Source organism: Sphingomonas sp. STIS6.2, from assembly GCF_000732685.2.
Classification (GTDB): domain Bacteria; phylum Pseudomonadota; class Alphaproteobacteria; order Sphingomonadales; family Sphingomonadaceae; genus Sphingomonas; species Sphingomonas aerolata.
Genome location: NZ_JPDP02000006.1, coordinates 28,050 through 42,572, shown reverse-complemented (window position 1 = coordinate 42,572; position 14,523 = coordinate 28,050). Strand labels below are relative to the sequence as shown.

Here is a 14,523-nt window from a genome sequence, read left to right as displayed (position 1 = left end):
TGCATTTGCCAGTCGCGGGGTGGATCCCTATCTGCCGCGCATCAATTCAGGAGAAGACCCAATGGCCGATACCCCCGAAACGCTGACGCTGACCCTCGACGGCGGTGACGTGACGATCAAGCTGCGCCCCGATCTGGCCCCGAAGCATGTCGAGCGCATCGTCGAGCTGGCCAATGACGGCTTCTATGACGGCGTCGTGTTCCACCGCGTGATCCCGGGCTTCATGGCGCAGGGCGGCGATCCCACCGGCACCGGCATGTCGGGCTCGGACAAGCCGAACCTCAAGGCGGAATTCTCGGCCGAGCCGCATGTCCGCGGCGTGTGCTCGATGGCGCGCACCAACCAGCCCGACACGGCGAACTCGCAGTTCTTCATCGTGTTCGACGACGCGCGCTTCCTCGACAAGCAGTACACCGTCTGGGGTGAAGTCACCAACGGCATGGAGCTGATCGACGCGCTCCCCAAGGGCGAGCCGCCGCGCGCACCCGGCAAGATCGTCAAGGCACGCGCAGCCTGAGCTGAAGACTGCACCGGCGCAGCCAAGCTGCGTCGGAGACAGTCGAAGCCGGCCGGCGGAGCAACGCTCCGTCCGACGGCGCGGCTTAGCCGCGACGCGCTTCAAGTCAGAAGCGCGTCGCGGTTGCTACCCTGACCCTCTCTCAACCGTACATCCGGTATCCGAGCGGAGGCTGCGCCTCGCTAAACTTCCGCTAGCGTCTTGATCAGCCAGTCGTGGAACAGCTTGACCGGCTTGCCCTGCAACGCGCGCGGGCGGCAGACGAACCAATAGCTGTACGGGCTCTCCACCTCGATTTCGAACAGCCGCACGAGCCGCGGATCGTTCGCATCCTCGAAATGGCTGGCATGCATGAACGCGACGCCCAGCCCCTGCGCCGCCGCCTCGAGCATCAGCGCACCCGAATCGAAATGATCGATCGCCAGCGGCTCGATATCGTCGAGCCCAGCCGCCGTCCGCCACGCGGTGAACGTATCCGTCATGTCGCGGTGGACCAGCGCGGTCAGCGTCGAGAGCTGTTCGGGTCGGGTGATCGGATCGGCGCGGTCGAGCAGCGTGCGCGCACCGATCACATAGACCGAATTGCGATCGAGCCGCCGCGCATAGAAGGCCGGATCGATCTCGCGCGACAGGGCGATCACCGCGTCCAGCCCGTCGCCCAGCCGCGATACCAAATGCGCCGCGGTATCGATGTCGAGATGCAGTTCGGGATGCGACGCCCGCAGTTCGCCGAGCCGCGGGAACAGCTTCTGCGACGCATAGAGCGGCAGGATGCCCAGCCGCAGCCGCTGTCCTCGGTCGTGCTCGTCATCGACTCGACCGCATCCGACAGCGAATCGAGCACCGGCGCGATCTGCGCGAGCAGGCGTTCGCCGTCGGCGTTCAGCACCATCGCCTGATGCCGGCGTGCGAACAGCGGCTTGGCGATGAACCGTTCGAGGCTCTGCACGCGCCGGCTGAGCGCGGGCGCGGACAGCGCGAGATCCTCCGCGGCGGCCTTGATCGAGCCCAGCCGCGCGACCTGGACGAACGCCTCGATAGCCCCGAGTGGCGGCAGCCTCCGCATGATTCCTCCCCGACTCCCTTATCCGACTCGATGCATGTGATCCGCATCATTGGCCGCATTGAAGCCTACGATTGCAGTTAGCGCAATCGTAGCGGATCCATTCGCACTTGCAACATGAACCGCCTCGACGCAAAAAGACCTCGCCTTTCAGGCATCCTCTCCTAAAAACTTTCATGGGCTGGCCTTCATTGGCCGGCCCTTTTTTTGTCTTTTCAAGTCCTCGCAAGCCCGGCGGCGGCCCCCCATCTGACACGCTTCGAGTTTGAAGGAGTCGAGATGCCCGATAGCGAAACCCCGACGCGGAAAATCCAGGTGGCGAACGCGCGTCCCGAGGACAGCGGCCGCGGCTTGGCGCATCTGCCGCGCGCGCTGATGGCGACGCTCGGCATCGGCGAGGGCGACGTGATCGAGATCCTTGGCAAGCAGAACACGCCCGCGCGTGCCGTCGGGCCGTATCCGGAGGACGAGGGGCTCGACATCCTGCGCATCGACGGGCTCCAGCGCGCGAATGCGGGTGTGGGCTCGGGCGATTTCGTGGAGGTGCGCAAGGCCGAATCGAAGCCCGCGACGCGCGTCGTCTTCGCACCCGCACAGCAGAATCTGCGGCTTCAGGGCTCGACCAACGCGTTGAAGCGCACATTCCTCGGCCGGCCGATCTGCCAGGGCGACATCGTCGCGACCGCGGGGCATCAGCGCGTCGGCAACATGCCCGCGGGCGTCCAGCAGTTCATGAACGCGCCCGCCTATGCACTGCAGGAGATCCGCCTCGCGGTGATCGCCGCCAGCCCCAAGGGCGTCGTCCATATCGACGAGAATACCGAGATCGAGCTGCGCCCCGAATATGAGGAGCCACAGGACGCACGCCGCGCCGACGTCACCTATGACGACATCGGCGGCATGGCGCAGACGATCGACCAATTGCGCGAGATGGTCGAGTTGCCGCTGCGCTATCCCGAGTTGTTCCAGCGCTTGGGTGTCGATCCGCCCAAGGGCGTGCTGCTGCATGGCCCCCCCGGCACCGGCAAGACGAGGCTCGCGCGCGCGGTCGCCAACGAATCCGACGCGCAGTTCTTCCTGATCAACGGCCCCGAGATCATGGGGTCGGCCTATGGCGAGTCCGAGGGCAAGTTGCGCCAGGTGTTCGAGGAGGCCGCCAAGGCCGCACCGTCGATCGTCTTCATCGACGAGATCGATTCGATCGCACCCAAGCGCGGGCAGGTGTCGGGCGAGGCGGAAAAGCGTCTCGTCGCGCAGCTGCTGACGCTGATGGACGGGCTGGAGGCACGCGCCAATCTCGTCGTGATCGCCGCGACCAATCGTCCCGAGGCAATCGACGAGGCGCTGCGGCGTCCCGGCCGGTTCGACCGCGAGATCGTCGTCGGCGTTCCCGACGAGCGCGGCCGTCGCGAGATTCTCGGCATCCATGCGCGCGGCATGCCTTTGGGCGACCGGGTCGATCTCGACGAGCTGGCGCGCACGACCTACGGCTTTGTCGGTGCCGATCTTGCCGCGCTGGCGCGTGAGGCGGCGATCGAGGCGGTGCGGCGGATCATGCCCAAGCTCAACCTTGAGGAACGCACGATCCCGCCCGAGGTGCTCGACGACCTGTCGGTCACGCGTGAGGATTTCCTCGGTGCGCTCAAACGCGTCCAGCCATCGGCGATGCGTGAGGTCATGGTCCAGGCGCCGACCGTGCGCTGGGCCGATGTCGGCGGACTCGACGACGCGCAGATGCGGCTGAAGGAGGGCGTCGAGCTTCCGCTCAAGAATCCCGACGCGTTCCGGCGGCTTGGCATCCGCCCGGCCAAGGGCTTCCTGCTCTACGGCCCGCCAGGGACCGGCAAGACGCTGCTCGCCAAGGCGGTCGCGCGCGAGGCGGAGGCGAATTTCATCGCCACCAAATCGTCCGACCTGCTCAGCAAATGGTATGGCGAGAGCGAGCAGCAGATCACCCGGCTGTTCCAGCGCGCGCGTCAGGTCGCACCGTGCGTGATCTTCATCGACGAGCTCGATTCGCTGGTGCCCGCCCGCGGCAGCGGCGCGGGCGAGCCGCAGGTGACCGAGCGCGTCGTCAACACGATCCTCGCCGAGATGGACGGTCTGGAGGAGCTCCAGTCGGTCGTCGTGATCGGCGCGACCAACCGCCCCAATCTGATCGACCCGGCGCTGCTTCGCCCGGGGCGGTTCGACGAGCTCGTCTATGTCGGCGTGCCCGACAAAGCGGGGCGCCGGCGGATCCTCGGCATCCAGACGCAGAAGATGCCGCTCGCGTCCGACGTCGATCTCGATCGTCTCGCGGACCGCACCGACCGGTTTTCGGGTGCGGATCTGGAGGACGTCGTCCGCCGCGCAGGCCTGGTCGCGCTGCGTCGCTCGATCGATTCGACCGACGTGACGATGGCCGATTTCGACAATGCGCTGAAGGAATCGCGCGCAAGCGTCACGCCCGAGACCGAGCGTGAATATGAGCAGATGGCCGCCCGCCTGAAACAGGACGCGACCGCCATCCAGCCGATCGGCTTCGCCTTCCCCAGCAAAGGCGCGGCGTGATCATCGCCCCTCTCCTTGGCGGGAGAGGGGCTACCGCCAGCATGGTTCCATTCGGCGGTCGATAGTCGACTGGCCGAATGGCCCTGATCTTGTGCCATGTGTTGACATTACCGGGCACGGGTCCAATGTAACTTTCATGTACGCATCCGCGACACATAAGCGTTTCCTCGATCACGCCGGCCAACTCGCCGCACGGGGTTAGCCCGAGCTCGCGGCTATAGGCCGCTGGAGTTCGGGCTTTATTCGATCTGACCTTTGGGACGTGCGCTGCACGCCCATGATCTCGAATATACGGAAACCACGCAATGTCAGGCCCAGCCTCTGAATCTGGCGATCACTCGCCAGCGCGCCGCGACGTCGATGAAGACGCCCTGTCTCCGAAAGCCTCGTTGCGGATGCGTCCGAGGAGTTTCTTTTCGAAACAATTCGATATGGAAATCGTCGAGGATTATTCGAAGGAAGAGGCCGATCGGGACTCCGCTGGGCAGCCGAAATGGCTCAACCGACTGATCCAGATGAACTTGTTACTGATGATCCTCTTGATCGGGGTTCCGCTGCTTCTGTACTGCATCGGAATGTCGGCGAAATAGCGGAACCGCGGCCTGATGAATCCCGGGTCAGCCGCCCGACGCGTCCTTCGCCTCATTCAGCGTCACCCAGGCATAGCCGATCAACACCACGCACGCTGCGCCCGCGACCAGATAAGGCAGCGAATGTTGCGCCTCGTACAGTCCGACGCCGATCGACGGCCCGAGCACGAAGCTCGCGCCGTTGATGCTGGTCACCTTGCCCGCGACCGACCCTTGCGCATTCGCGCCGACCGCGAGCGAGGCGCCCGCGGTGAAGCCCGGCCGTGTGAAGCCGAAGCCGAGGCTCGCCAGCGCATAGGCGGTCGCGATCGTGTAGAGAGATGTCGCGATCCCCGTCAGCGCGGTGCCCGCCGCCGCCAGCACCAGCCCGGTCAGCACGAGCTGGCGCGGGGTCAGGTTGAGTCGCGGAATGATTCCCCATTGCGCGAGCAGCGCTGCACCTGCGCCCATCATCAGCACGATCCCCGTGGGCTCGAGCGCGAGTGCGGGCGCCAGGTTGAGCCGGTCGATCACCAGGAACCCGATCGCCTGCCCGGTCATCGCCTGCGCATGCCCCATGACCAGCCCGGCGATCATCCAGGCGCGGATGCGCGGATCGGTATAACCGACCTGCTCGACATGCGACTGGGTCGCGGCGGTGACCGACGCGCCGCTCGGCGCGCCGCCGATCGACGGATAGGCCGAACTCGCGCCGTGCGTATCGTCATGCGGCGCGACGATCCGGTCATCGGGCAGCATCCGCCGCACCGTGATCCACACCGCCACGCCGAACAGCGCGAACAGGAAGGCGGGGCCCGCCAGCCCCACCTCCAGCCCGCCGACCGACCCGAGAATCAGATAGGGCGCGATCGCCGGCCCCAGGATCGTGCCGAGCCCGAAGGCGGAAGCGAGCAGGGTCAGCGCACGCGTCCGCTCCGCGCGCGTCGTTTCGCCCGCGACCAGCGCCTGCACCGCGGGCGGCGCGGCGGCCCCGAACGCGCCATAGATCAGCCGCCCGGCGATGAAGCAGCCGAACGCCGCGGTCCCGCCGATCCAGTGGTTGATCCCTGCCATCAGGAACAGCCCGCACAATGTCAGCGACACGCTGAACCCGCCGATGCCGAGCAGGATCATTGCGCGGCGCCCATGTCGGTCGGACCGGTTCGCCCAGAACGGCGCGGCGATCACCCACAGCAGCGCGGACACCGAAAACGCGCCGGCCACCGCGCTGTCGGCGACGCCCAGCGACCGGCCGAGCGCGGGCAGCACCGATTGCAGCGCGGTATTGCCCGCCGCGATCGTCAGCATGACGAGGAACATCAGCGCGAAGCGACGATCGATCCGCGCATCGTCGCGATCGATGCCGGTCATGGCCGCGCCCAGTCATAGTCGCGCTCGACCCGTGCGACGGTGACGCGGTAGCGGTCATACCAGAGCGCCCGCCCGCGCTCGCGAATCGCGGCATGGTCGGGATCGTCGCGCCACGCGATCGCCGCGGCGTCGTCCGCCCAATAGCTGATCGTGATCCCCAGCCCGGCTTCGTCGCGCACGCTGTCGATCCCGCGATAGCCGGGCTGAGTCGCGGCGAGCGCCTCCATTGCGGCGGCTGCCGCGGCATAGCCGGCGGGGTCGGTGCCGTTACGGTTCGACATGAAAATGACCGCCGTCTGGCCCGTCCGATCGTCGTGCATGCCCAATGCTTAAGCCAAGCCCGGGGGTTGGCAAGCGCGGGTTGCGGCACCGGGCACTGATCGCGTTCGGCGCGGTTCGTCGCGTGATGCAACCCGCAGGCCTTGAAACACGTTTGGAATCCGTGCGACGGGGGGCTCAAAGCCTCGCGTGCGCGCGGGATCCCTGATCGTAAGGAACACGATGCCCAGTCCGACCACAGCCGCCCGGCGCGCGCGCACCCGCCCCGCCGGCGTGCCCTCCCCGTGGCAGATGTTCTTCACCGAATTCCTGAAACACCCTGTCATGGTCGGCTCGATCGTGCCGTCCTCGGACAAGCTGATCCGCAAGATGCTCGGTCGGGTCGACTGGGACAACACCAAGGTGTTCGTCGAATATGGACCCGGCGTCGGCACCTTCTGCCGCCCGATTCTCGACCGGATGGCGCCCGACGCGACGCTGATCGTGATCGATACCAACCCCGATTTCATCCGCTATCTGCGCCACACGATCACCGATCCGCGGTTCTCGGCGGTGCTCGGCTCGGCGGCCGATGTCGAAAAGATCGTCGCCGATCACGGCTTCGAATCGGCCGACTATGTCCTTTCGGGCCTGCCCTTTTCGACGCTGCCCCCCGGCGTCGGTCCGGCGATCGCGGCCGGCACGCATTCGGTGCTGCGCAGCGGCGGCGCGTTCCTGGTCTATCAGTTCAGCCCGAAGGTGAAGGACTTCCTCACCCCGCATTTCGAATCGATCGATCACGACATGGAATGGTGGAACGTGCCCCCGGCACAGCTCTACTGGGCCTGGAAGGACTGATCCGTCAGCCGCGCGCGCAACGCGGCGAGTTCGTCGGGCGAGGCATCGGGTCTCGCCGATGCGGGCTTGCCGGCCCGTAACCGCGCGCGGTCCTTGGCGTCGGGCTCGACGCGGCGGACGCGGACCGCGGCCCGGCCGAGGCGCTCGATCCCGAGCAGCCGGGCGGCGCCGCGTGACAGGTCGATCAGCCGCGAGGGCGTGAACGGCCCGCGGTCGTTGATCCGCAGCAGGATCGTCCGGCCGGTGTCGAGCGCAGTGACCTCGACATAACTCGGCAGCGGGAGGACGGTATGCGCGGCAGAAATGCCCTTCACGCGAAACCGTTCGCCGTTCGCGGTCTGGTTGCCCGATTCCCGGCCATACCAGCTCGCCATGCCGACCGCGTCATAACCCGGCAGATCGGCGGGCCGGTAGGTCGTGCCGCGCACGCTGTAGGGGCGGCCGATCTTGACCGGATAGTCGCTGACCGGGCGGTAGCGCGTCGTGCCGCAGCCGGCGAGCATGGCGCACAGCGCGAGGGCGGCCAGCAGGCCGGGCGTATCGGAACGCGGTGCGATTGGGATCATTATCCCTGCTAGCGGACACCCGGTCGAAGCTGAACCCCATTGCGGCGAACCGCCCGCGCGCGGGATCGTAGCGTTTGCTTAACCGCTTTACCCTACGGTTACAGTCTGTTCGAAGGTGCCATGACGCATTTCATTACCCGGTTGAGGCAGCTTCGCCACTCGGATCACGCGGTCGCCGCGGACGTCCGGGCGACTCTGGTCACCTCGCTCTATGCCTCACCCAAGTCGCTGGTGATCGGTGCGCTGACGAGCACGGGTATCGCCACGGTCGTGGCCGTCACCAGTGGCGATCGCTGGCTTGCCGGCTTCGCGGTGCTGATCGGGCTGGTCGCCGCACTGCGGATCATCGGCATCGTCCAGCGCGTGCCCGATCAACAGGCCGCTGACGGATTTGCTGTTGATCGGGGTGCCGCCGAGCGCCCGCGGGCAGGACAGTGGGAGTTTTACTACCGCATCGGCGCCTTCGCCTTTTCCGCGCTGCTCGGCATGTTCGGGCTGCTGACGCTGACCCGGACCGCGGACGGCGTGCTTCATCTCCTCTCGGTGACGACGGCGATCGGCTATGCGGCGGGGATTGCCGGACGCAATGCGGGTCGGCCGACGATCGCGCTCGCACAGCTTTGCCTCGCGTCGCTGCCGCTCGCGGCGGGGCTCTTGTTGTCGGGCGAGCCGCTCAACGCCGTGCTCGCGATCGTCATCATCCTGTTCGTGCTGGCGATGATCGACATCACGCTGCAGACCTATGAGGCCATCCTCGGCGCGACCATCGCGGCGAGCGAAAAGACCGCGCTCGCCGAACATCACGCCGCATTCGCGCGGCGCGACGACCTCACCGGAGTCGCCAACCGCACCGCGTTTCGCGAATGGTTCGAGCGGCGGCTGCACCGACTGGAATCGACCGGTGAGCTCCTGTCGATCCACTGGATCGATCTCGACCGGTTTAAGGAGATCAACGATTCGCTCGGTCACCTGGCGGGCAACGTGCTGCTGACCGAGGTTGCGCAGCGGCTCCAGACCGCGTTCGTCACCGATGGCGGCACCATCGGGGTGGCCGGTGACGCGATCGTCGCGCGGCTGGGCGGCGATGAGTTCGCGGTCGTCTGCGCGATCGGCGCGCGCGACGATGCCCGCACGATCGCCGATCATATCCTCGACCTCGTCGCACAGCCTGTGGCCTATGCCGGACGCCGGCTGACGGTCGGCGCCTCGCTCGGCGTGGCGATCGCACCGATCGACGGGCGCGACGCGGACACGCTGCTCAAACATGCCGACCTCGCGCTCTACCGCGCCAAGGAAAGCGGCCGGGGGGCCTTCTGCTTCTACGAGCCGGTGATGGACGAGAAGATCGAACGGACGCGCGCGCTGACCAGCGACCTGCACGGCGCGATCGCGCGCGGCGAGCTGTGGCTCGCCTTCCAGCCGATCTTCGATCTGGCGACGCACCGCATCCTGTCCTGCGAGACGCTGCTGCGCTGGGACAGCCCGTGCCACGGCAGCGTGTCGCCCGCCGAATTTATCCCGATCGCCGAGCAGAGCGGGCTGATCGTCGAGATCGGTGCCTGGGTGCTGCGCGAGGCCTGCCGTCACGCGCGCGACTGGCCGGACACGGTGCGCGTCGCGGTCAACCTGTCGCCGATCCAGCTCCTGTCGCCCGGGCTCGCCAAGGTGCTGAAGGACGCGCTCGATGCCAGCGGGCTCGCGCCGGGGCGGCTCGATCTCGAAGTGACCGAATCGGTGTTGCTCGACGATATCAACGCATCGCTGGCGGCGCTGTCGGCGATCAACCGGATGGCGGTCGGCACCACGCTCGACGATTTCGGCACCGGCTATTCGTCGCTCGGCTATCTTACCAAATTCCCGTTCCAGACGCTCAAGATCGACCGGTCGTTCATCACCGCGCTCGACGACAATCCTGCGTCGATGGCGATCATCCAGACGGTGGTCGATCTCGCCGCGACGCTCGGCATGCAGACGGTCGCCGAGGGCATCGAGACGCCGACCCAGCTTGCGCAGCTGCGTCGCACCCGCTGCACCGCGGTGCAGGGGTTCCTGCTCGCGCGCCCGATGTCGGCAAGCCAGGTGGCGAACCTGCTTGCCGACGAAACCCCCAGGATGCGTGCGCTGTCCTGAGGGCCGGGGGCGATGTCCGTCAGCCTTTCGGCTTGTCGAGCAGACGGGTCTGCGCCGCGACGAGCCGCCGCATCAGCTTGAGATCCCCCTCGCTGAGGCGCAACGCGGCGTCCGCCCACAGGTCGACCACCGCCTCGAGCTCATCGAGCGTCAGCGGATTGACCGCGCGCGACGCCTCGTAGATCGCGCAATGCCCGCTGTGGCGACGCCGGTTCTGGCGGATATAGTCCTCGACCACCCGGCGGCCCTGGCCGGGGTCGGCGAGTGCGTGGACGATACCCAGATCATAGAGCTCCTCCGCGCTGTAGTTGCGCCCGCTGAGGATCATCTGCTCGGCCCGCGCCGCGCCCAGACGCCGCGACAGGAAGCAGTGCGCCCCCATGCCGGGGAACAGTCCGAACACGGTCTCGGGAAGCCCGAAACTCGCGCCGCGTTCGGCGACGACGACGTTGAACGACAGCAGCGCCTCGAACCCGCCGCCCAGCGCATCGCCCTCGACCAGACCGATCGTCACGATCGGCAGATCGAGGCCGCGCAGGTTGCGGTGCAGGATCTGCACGCAGGCGCGGCCATATTGGACCAGCGCCTCGCGGTGACCGGCACGGATATGCTGTGCGAACAGGTCGAGATCACCGCCGAGCGAGAAGACGCCGGGGAATCGCGAGCCGAGCACGAGATAGCGAATCGGCATCGCCCCGGAGGTGTGGGCGCTGTGGATATCGGCCTGCCACTGACCAAAGTCCGCGAGCAGCGCAGGGTTGAAACTTGGCCGCGTCCTTGGCCGCATATAGGTCCACAGCGTGTCGGCCTGCGGGTCGAACGTCACCTCGAGCTGGTCGAGCGCGAACAGCGGTGGGGTTGGGGCGGGGGCCGCGATCCCGGCTGTGGTCGCGGTTGCGGGCCGCGGGGCCGGCGAGAAATGTCGGGCGGGTAAAGCAAGAGTCACTGTGGCATTCCTTTGTAATCGCAGCGCAGTGCTGCACCGCCGAACCTAGGGCACAATGGCGGCGATCCCGCGGGGGCGTGCGCGCGACGCGCGTTAAATTCCGTCTCGCGCGACACCGCGCCGGTGCGCTAGGCGGGGTCGGGGTCAGGGGCGGTCATGGCGCACGGTCCGCGACCCGGTGCTGGCCCCCGAAACTGGACGTTTGCCGATCATGACAGCGAAATGGATAGAGGCTGGGCTGGCCGGAGCGCTGGTTGCGGGATTGTGGCTCCCGGCACCATCCGACGCGGCGCAGACCGGTGTCGCGCCGCCCGTCCCATTGCCGATCGCCCCGTCACCGATCGCGCCGGTCGACGCCCCCCAGCTCCAGCTCCCCGTCGACGCGGCGATGCAGGACGCGGCGGAATATGCGCGGCGGTTCGGCGTGCCGCTCGATGTCGCGCTCCATCGGATGCGGGCGCAGGCGGCGACGATTCCCGTCACCGACGCGCTGCGCCTCGAATTCGCGGATCGACTCGCGGGCATCGCGGTCGAGCATGACCCGGCCTACCGGATCGTGGTACTTCTGACCGGCACCGACCCGGTCGCGGACCGCGTCGTCGAGGCGGGGGGGATGAGCGTCCCGCTGGTGTTCCGGACCGGCGCGGCGGCGACACTCGACCGGATCCTCGGCCAGATCCGCACCTTTCAGGCGGCGATCCGCGCTGCGCTTCCGCATCCCCCCGGCATCGGTGCGGATCAGCGGACGGGTACGCTCGTCGTGATGGTCGCGACCGCGGACCTTGCACTCGACCGGGATGGCGCACTTACCGCCAAGTTCGCCGATATGACCGGCGTTCCCGTGCGGATCGAAGCCAGTGACCGCCCGATGCTGCCGATGGCGCTTCAGACGAGCGTAACGGCTACGCCGGGCGCCACAGTGCCCGGGATCCCCGTGGCGATGATCCCGCGTGCCGACGCAGTGACCGTGATGCCGGACGTCGCGGGCGGGGGGCGGGTGGTCGGGACGGTCGACGGCCGGCGCTATATCTGCACGACGGGATTCGTCGTCACCGATGGCGTCGCGGATGCGATCGCCACCGCCGCGCATTGTCCCGACACGCTTGATTATGTCGGGCGGCCGCCGGCGGGCACGGAGCGGCGGGCGATCGCGCTGCCCTATATCGGCCAATGGGGCTGGGGGTATCAGGACGTCCAGATCAACCGCGCGCCCGCGCTGCCGGCGACTGCGCCACGGCTGCCCGCCTTCTTTGCTGATACCGCCAAGACCCGGCTCAGGACCGTCGCGACATGGCGCAACCGGACCAGCACGCGCGCGGGCGACTTCGTCTGTCACCGCGGCGAGCGCACCGGCTATAGCTGCGCGCCGGTCGCGATGGTCGATTTCGCCCCCGCGGGCGATCTGTGCGGCGGCGCGTGCCTGCCGACCTGGGTCGCGGTCGAAGGGCCGACATGCAAGTCGGGTGACAGCGGCGCGCCGGTTTTCGAAGGGCAGGTCGCACTCGGCCTCGTCAAGGGCGGCACCTACCGCGCCGATGGCAGCTGCCTCTTCTATTATTACATGTCGACCGACTATCTGCCGCCCGGCTGGGCGCTCGCCTATCGCTGAGTGCAGACGCGCAGCCTAGAGGGGCAGGACGAACGCCGCGCCCGGAACCGCGACCCGGGCGACATGCGGCCCGAGCAGCCCGTCCGCGTCGATCGGCAGCAGTGTCACGCATTCGTCCTTCTCGTTCGCGACGACCATCAGGCCCTCGTCCTCGATCAGCACGAAATGTCGTGGATAGGCCGCCCCGGCCGGTGCATGCTGGACCAGCCGCGGGTCGCCTTTCGCGTCGAGCGCAAAGACCGCGATGCTGTCATGCCCACGGTTCGAGACGTAAAGCCGGTCCCCGGCCGGGTTGATCGCCAGATGTGCGACGATGCTCGGACCTTCATACTCCTCGGGCAGCGTCGACACGGTCCTGGTCGCCGAGAATCGACCCTCGCCGCCGACCAGCACGGTCAGCGTGTTCGCAAGTTCGTTGGCAAGATACGCCACGCGCTGCACGTGCGGATGCAGCAGCAGATGACGTGGCCCTGATCCTGCTGGTGCGTGAAAGGCTGTGCCGGCCGCCCGTACACGGTTGCCGCCGGGCGACGGCGCCACCGAGAAGGCGCGGATCTCGTCCGTTCCCAGATCGGTTGTATAAAGCCAGCGATCCTCGGCATCGAACCCGACCCAATGCGCGTGAGGGCTCGCCTGACGCTCGCGGTTCGGACCAGATCCGCTATGCGCAAACACGTGCGCTGGCGCGATCGGCAGGCCGTCGGTATCGAGGTCCAGGACCGACACGCTCCCACTCGCATAATTGGCGACGGCGAGCAGGCTCTGGTCGTTGCTCAGCGCGAGATGACAGGGCGCGTCCCCATCGACCGCCACGCGGGCGATCTGTCGCCAGCCGTCGGCGGTGGCGCGATACACGCCGATCGCGCCGTCATCGCGTTCGTCGACGAGATAATGAAGATCATAGCGCGGCGAATGGACGCCGAAGGACACGTTCACCGCGTCAGGATAGGGCGTGCCGGTCGACCAGCCATCGCCGTGTCGTAGCGGATGGAGCCCACCACGATTGGTGCCGATCCAGAGGCCGGCGGGTCGACTCACGAGGCGGTCACCCCATGCCGACACCGCCGGGATCCTCCGACCAGCGGGGCCGCGCGGACGCGGCCCCGGGCGATCACTTGCCGCGCAGCGTGTTGAGCAGCGCGATGCCGACGACGCCGACCAGCGCCGCGGTGGCGAACGGACGATCCTTGGCAAACGCACGCGCCTTGTCGGCGAGCGGTGCGACGGTGTCGGTCGCGGTGCCGATCGCCTTGTTCGCGGTGCCTGCGATCTGGTCGGCGACGCCGCCGGCCTGAAGCGAGCTGTCGCCCGTTGCATTGCCTGCTGCCTGCTTCACCGAACCGAGCAGATCCTGGCCTTCACCCTTCAAGGTCGTCGTGTTCATGCTAAACTCCTATGCTGGACGGCATCCGGAACGAATGCGCTCGGACCGCTGAACGGCCGACACGCCAAGATGTGCCATCGACCTGCGTATAAACCGCCTGCGCAGGGTCGAGCGGCCCGTTACCAGCGATATCCGATCGTCGCCTGCACGGTGCGGCGGTTGCCGTACCAGCACCAGGCATAGTTGGCGAAGCAGCTCGTCAGATACTTCTTGTCGAACAGGTTGGTCGCGTTGACGCCGAGATCGACATTGGCGAGCCGTGGGCTGAGCTTGCCCAGATCGTAACGCAGCAGCGCGTCGAATACCGTATAGGCGGGTGAATAGCGCGCGACGCCGTCCGAATAGAAATCGGCATAGGTCTTGTCGACGTGCCGCACCGCGCCGCCGATCGCAAAGCCCGATGCCGGCCCCTCGGTCGGCGCCCATTCGAGGTTCGCCGAGATTCCGCCGCGCCCGACCGTCGCGAGCGGCAGGCCGATATTGGCGGCAACGACGTCCTCGACCTTCTTCACGCGCTGGCGGCTATAGGCGAGCTTGGCGTTGAAGCCGTAGGGCAGCGGCGCGCTCGCCTCGACCTCGACACCCTGCGACCGGACCCTGCCGATCTGCTCCGCCGTGAAATCGGGATAGGACACGACGACATTGGTCTGCTCGATCCGGAACCAGGCTGCGGTGACGAGGATCGATGTGCCGGTCGGC

General features: G+C 67.4%; 13 protein-coding genes and 1 pseudogene. 6 read left to right on the top strand and 8 right to left on the bottom strand.

What is annotated here, in order from left to right; genetic code table 11:
* Positions 1-61 precede the first annotated feature (61 nt).
* Positions 62-517, top strand: coding sequence for a peptidylprolyl isomerase (locus sphst_RS01100; protein ID WP_056406711.1), 456 nt, complete (start codon positions 62-64; stop codon positions 515-517).
* 182 nt (positions 518-699) lie between these two features.
* On the opposite strand, the pseudogene sphst_RS01095 reads toward sphst_RS01100, so the two are convergent.
* Positions 700-1,583 (bottom strand): annotated as a pseudogene (locus sphst_RS01095) (LysR substrate-binding domain-containing protein).
* Between the two features lie 276 nt (positions 1,584-1,859).
* On the opposite strand from sphst_RS01095, the gene sphst_RS01090 reads away from it, so the two are divergent.
* Positions 1,860-4,133 carry a CDC48 family AAA ATPase gene (locus sphst_RS01090; RefSeq protein ID WP_031396435.1) on the top strand — a complete coding sequence of 758 codons (2,274 nt, stop codon included), beginning with the start codon at positions 1,860-1,862 and terminating at the stop codon, positions 4,131-4,133.
* A gap of 305 nt (positions 4,134-4,438) precedes the next feature.
* The gene (locus sphst_RS20150; protein ID WP_156360363.1) at positions 4,439-4,723 is read left to right on the top strand and encodes a hypothetical protein; all 285 of its coding nucleotides are present in this window, start codon (positions 4,439-4,441) and stop codon (positions 4,721-4,723) included.
* 27 nt (positions 4,724-4,750) lie between these two features.
* Here sphst_RS20150 and sphst_RS01085 read toward each other — a convergent pair whose 3' ends face one another.
* Positions 4,751-6,073: an MFS transporter gene (locus sphst_RS01085; protein ID WP_056406713.1), complete on the bottom strand. Its 1,323-nt coding sequence runs from the start codon at positions 6,071-6,073 to the stop codon at positions 4,751-4,753.
* Positions 6,070-6,393, bottom strand: coding sequence for an antibiotic biosynthesis monooxygenase (locus sphst_RS01080; protein ID WP_031394391.1), 324 nt, complete (start codon positions 6,391-6,393; stop codon positions 6,070-6,072). Before sphst_RS01080 ends, sphst_RS01085 begins: the two co-directional genes overlap by 4 nt.
* Positions 6,394-6,574: 181 nt before the next feature.
* Between sphst_RS01080 and sphst_RS01075 the strand changes: the two genes are divergently transcribed.
* Positions 6,575-7,189, top strand: coding sequence for a class I SAM-dependent methyltransferase (locus sphst_RS01075; RefSeq protein ID WP_031394390.1), 615 nt, complete (start codon positions 6,575-6,577; stop codon positions 7,187-7,189).
* Here sphst_RS01075 and sphst_RS01070 read toward each other — a convergent pair.
* Entirely contained in the window at positions 7,168-7,755 is a 588-nt protein-coding gene (locus tag sphst_RS01070) for a septal ring lytic transglycosylase RlpA family protein (protein WP_082446884.1), read from the bottom strand. The two genes, sphst_RS01075 and sphst_RS01070, sit on opposite strands and share 22 nt — an antisense overlap.
* A 120-nt stretch (positions 7,756-7,875) precedes the next feature.
* On the opposite strand from sphst_RS01070, the gene sphst_RS01065 reads away from it, so the two are divergent.
* Entirely contained in the window at positions 7,876-9,885 is a 2,010-nt protein-coding gene (locus sphst_RS01065; RefSeq protein ID WP_107045033.1) for a putative bifunctional diguanylate cyclase/phosphodiesterase, read from the top strand.
* 19 nt (positions 9,886-9,904) lie between these two features.
* Here sphst_RS01065 and sphst_RS01060 read toward each other — a convergent pair whose 3' ends face one another.
* Positions 9,905-10,831: a crotonase/enoyl-CoA hydratase family protein gene (locus tag sphst_RS01060; protein ID WP_042466417.1), complete on the bottom strand. Its 927-nt coding sequence runs from the start codon at positions 10,829-10,831 to the stop codon at positions 9,905-9,907.
* A gap of 211 nt (positions 10,832-11,042) precedes the next feature.
* On the opposite strand from sphst_RS01060, the gene sphst_RS01055 reads away from it, so the two are divergent.
* Complete coding sequence (locus sphst_RS01055) at positions 11,043-12,440, top strand: hypothetical protein (protein WP_043158442.1); 1,398 nt, start codon at positions 11,043-11,045, stop codon at positions 12,438-12,440.
* 15 nt (positions 12,441-12,455) lie between these two features.
* Here sphst_RS01055 and sphst_RS01050 read toward each other — a convergent pair whose 3' ends face one another.
* From sphst_RS01050 to sphst_RS01040, 3 genes are all read right to left on the bottom strand, one after another.
* Positions 12,456-13,478, bottom strand: a complete 1,023-nt coding sequence (locus tag sphst_RS01050) for a lactonase family protein (RefSeq protein WP_043158438.1) — start codon at positions 13,476-13,478, stop codon at positions 12,456-12,458.
* A gap of 73 nt (positions 13,479-13,551) precedes the next feature.
* Positions 13,552-13,824 (bottom strand): CsbD family protein, encoded by a 273-nt coding sequence (locus sphst_RS01045; protein WP_031396253.1) that lies wholly within the window; start codon positions 13,822-13,824, stop codon positions 13,552-13,554.
* 119 nt (positions 13,825-13,943) lie between these two features.
* The coding region (locus sphst_RS01040) for a TonB-dependent receptor domain-containing protein (protein WP_159043442.1) at positions 13,944-14,523 on the bottom strand (580 nt) is incomplete at its 5' end.

Bases quoted from the DNA above. Each gene is read 5' to 3' on its own strand.
- sphst_RS01070 (WP_082446884.1), bottom strand. From the start codon at position 7,755: ATGATCCCAATCGCACCGCGTTCCGATACGCCCGGCCTGCTGGCCGCC.
- sphst_RS01100 (WP_056406711.1), top strand. From the start codon at position 62: ATGGCCGATACCCCCGAAACGCTGACGCTGACCCTCGACGGCGGTGAC.
- sphst_RS01065 (WP_107045033.1), top strand. From the start codon at position 7,876: ATGACGCATTTCATTACCCGGTTGAGGCAGCTTCGCCACTCGGATCAC.
- sphst_RS01075 (WP_031394390.1), top strand. From the start codon at position 6,575: ATGCCCAGTCCGACCACAGCCGCCCGGCGCGCGCGCACCCGCCCCGCC.
- sphst_RS01045 (WP_031396253.1), bottom strand. From the start codon at position 13,824: ATGAACACGACGACCTTGAAGGGTGAAGGCCAGGATCTGCTCGGTTCG.
- sphst_RS20150 (WP_156360363.1), top strand. From the start codon at position 4,439: ATGTCAGGCCCAGCCTCTGAATCTGGCGATCACTCGCCAGCGCGCCGC.
- sphst_RS01090 (WP_031396435.1), top strand. From the start codon at position 1,860: ATGCCCGATAGCGAAACCCCGACGCGGAAAATCCAGGTGGCGAACGCG.
- sphst_RS01055 (WP_043158442.1), top strand. From the start codon at position 11,043: ATGACAGCGAAATGGATAGAGGCTGGGCTGGCCGGAGCGCTGGTTGCG.
- sphst_RS01080 (WP_031394391.1), bottom strand. From the start codon at position 6,393: ATGCACGACGATCGGACGGGCCAGACGGCGGTCATTTTCATGTCGAAC.
- sphst_RS01085 (WP_056406713.1), bottom strand. From the start codon at position 6,073: ATGACCGGCATCGATCGCGACGATGCGCGGATCGATCGTCGCTTCGCG.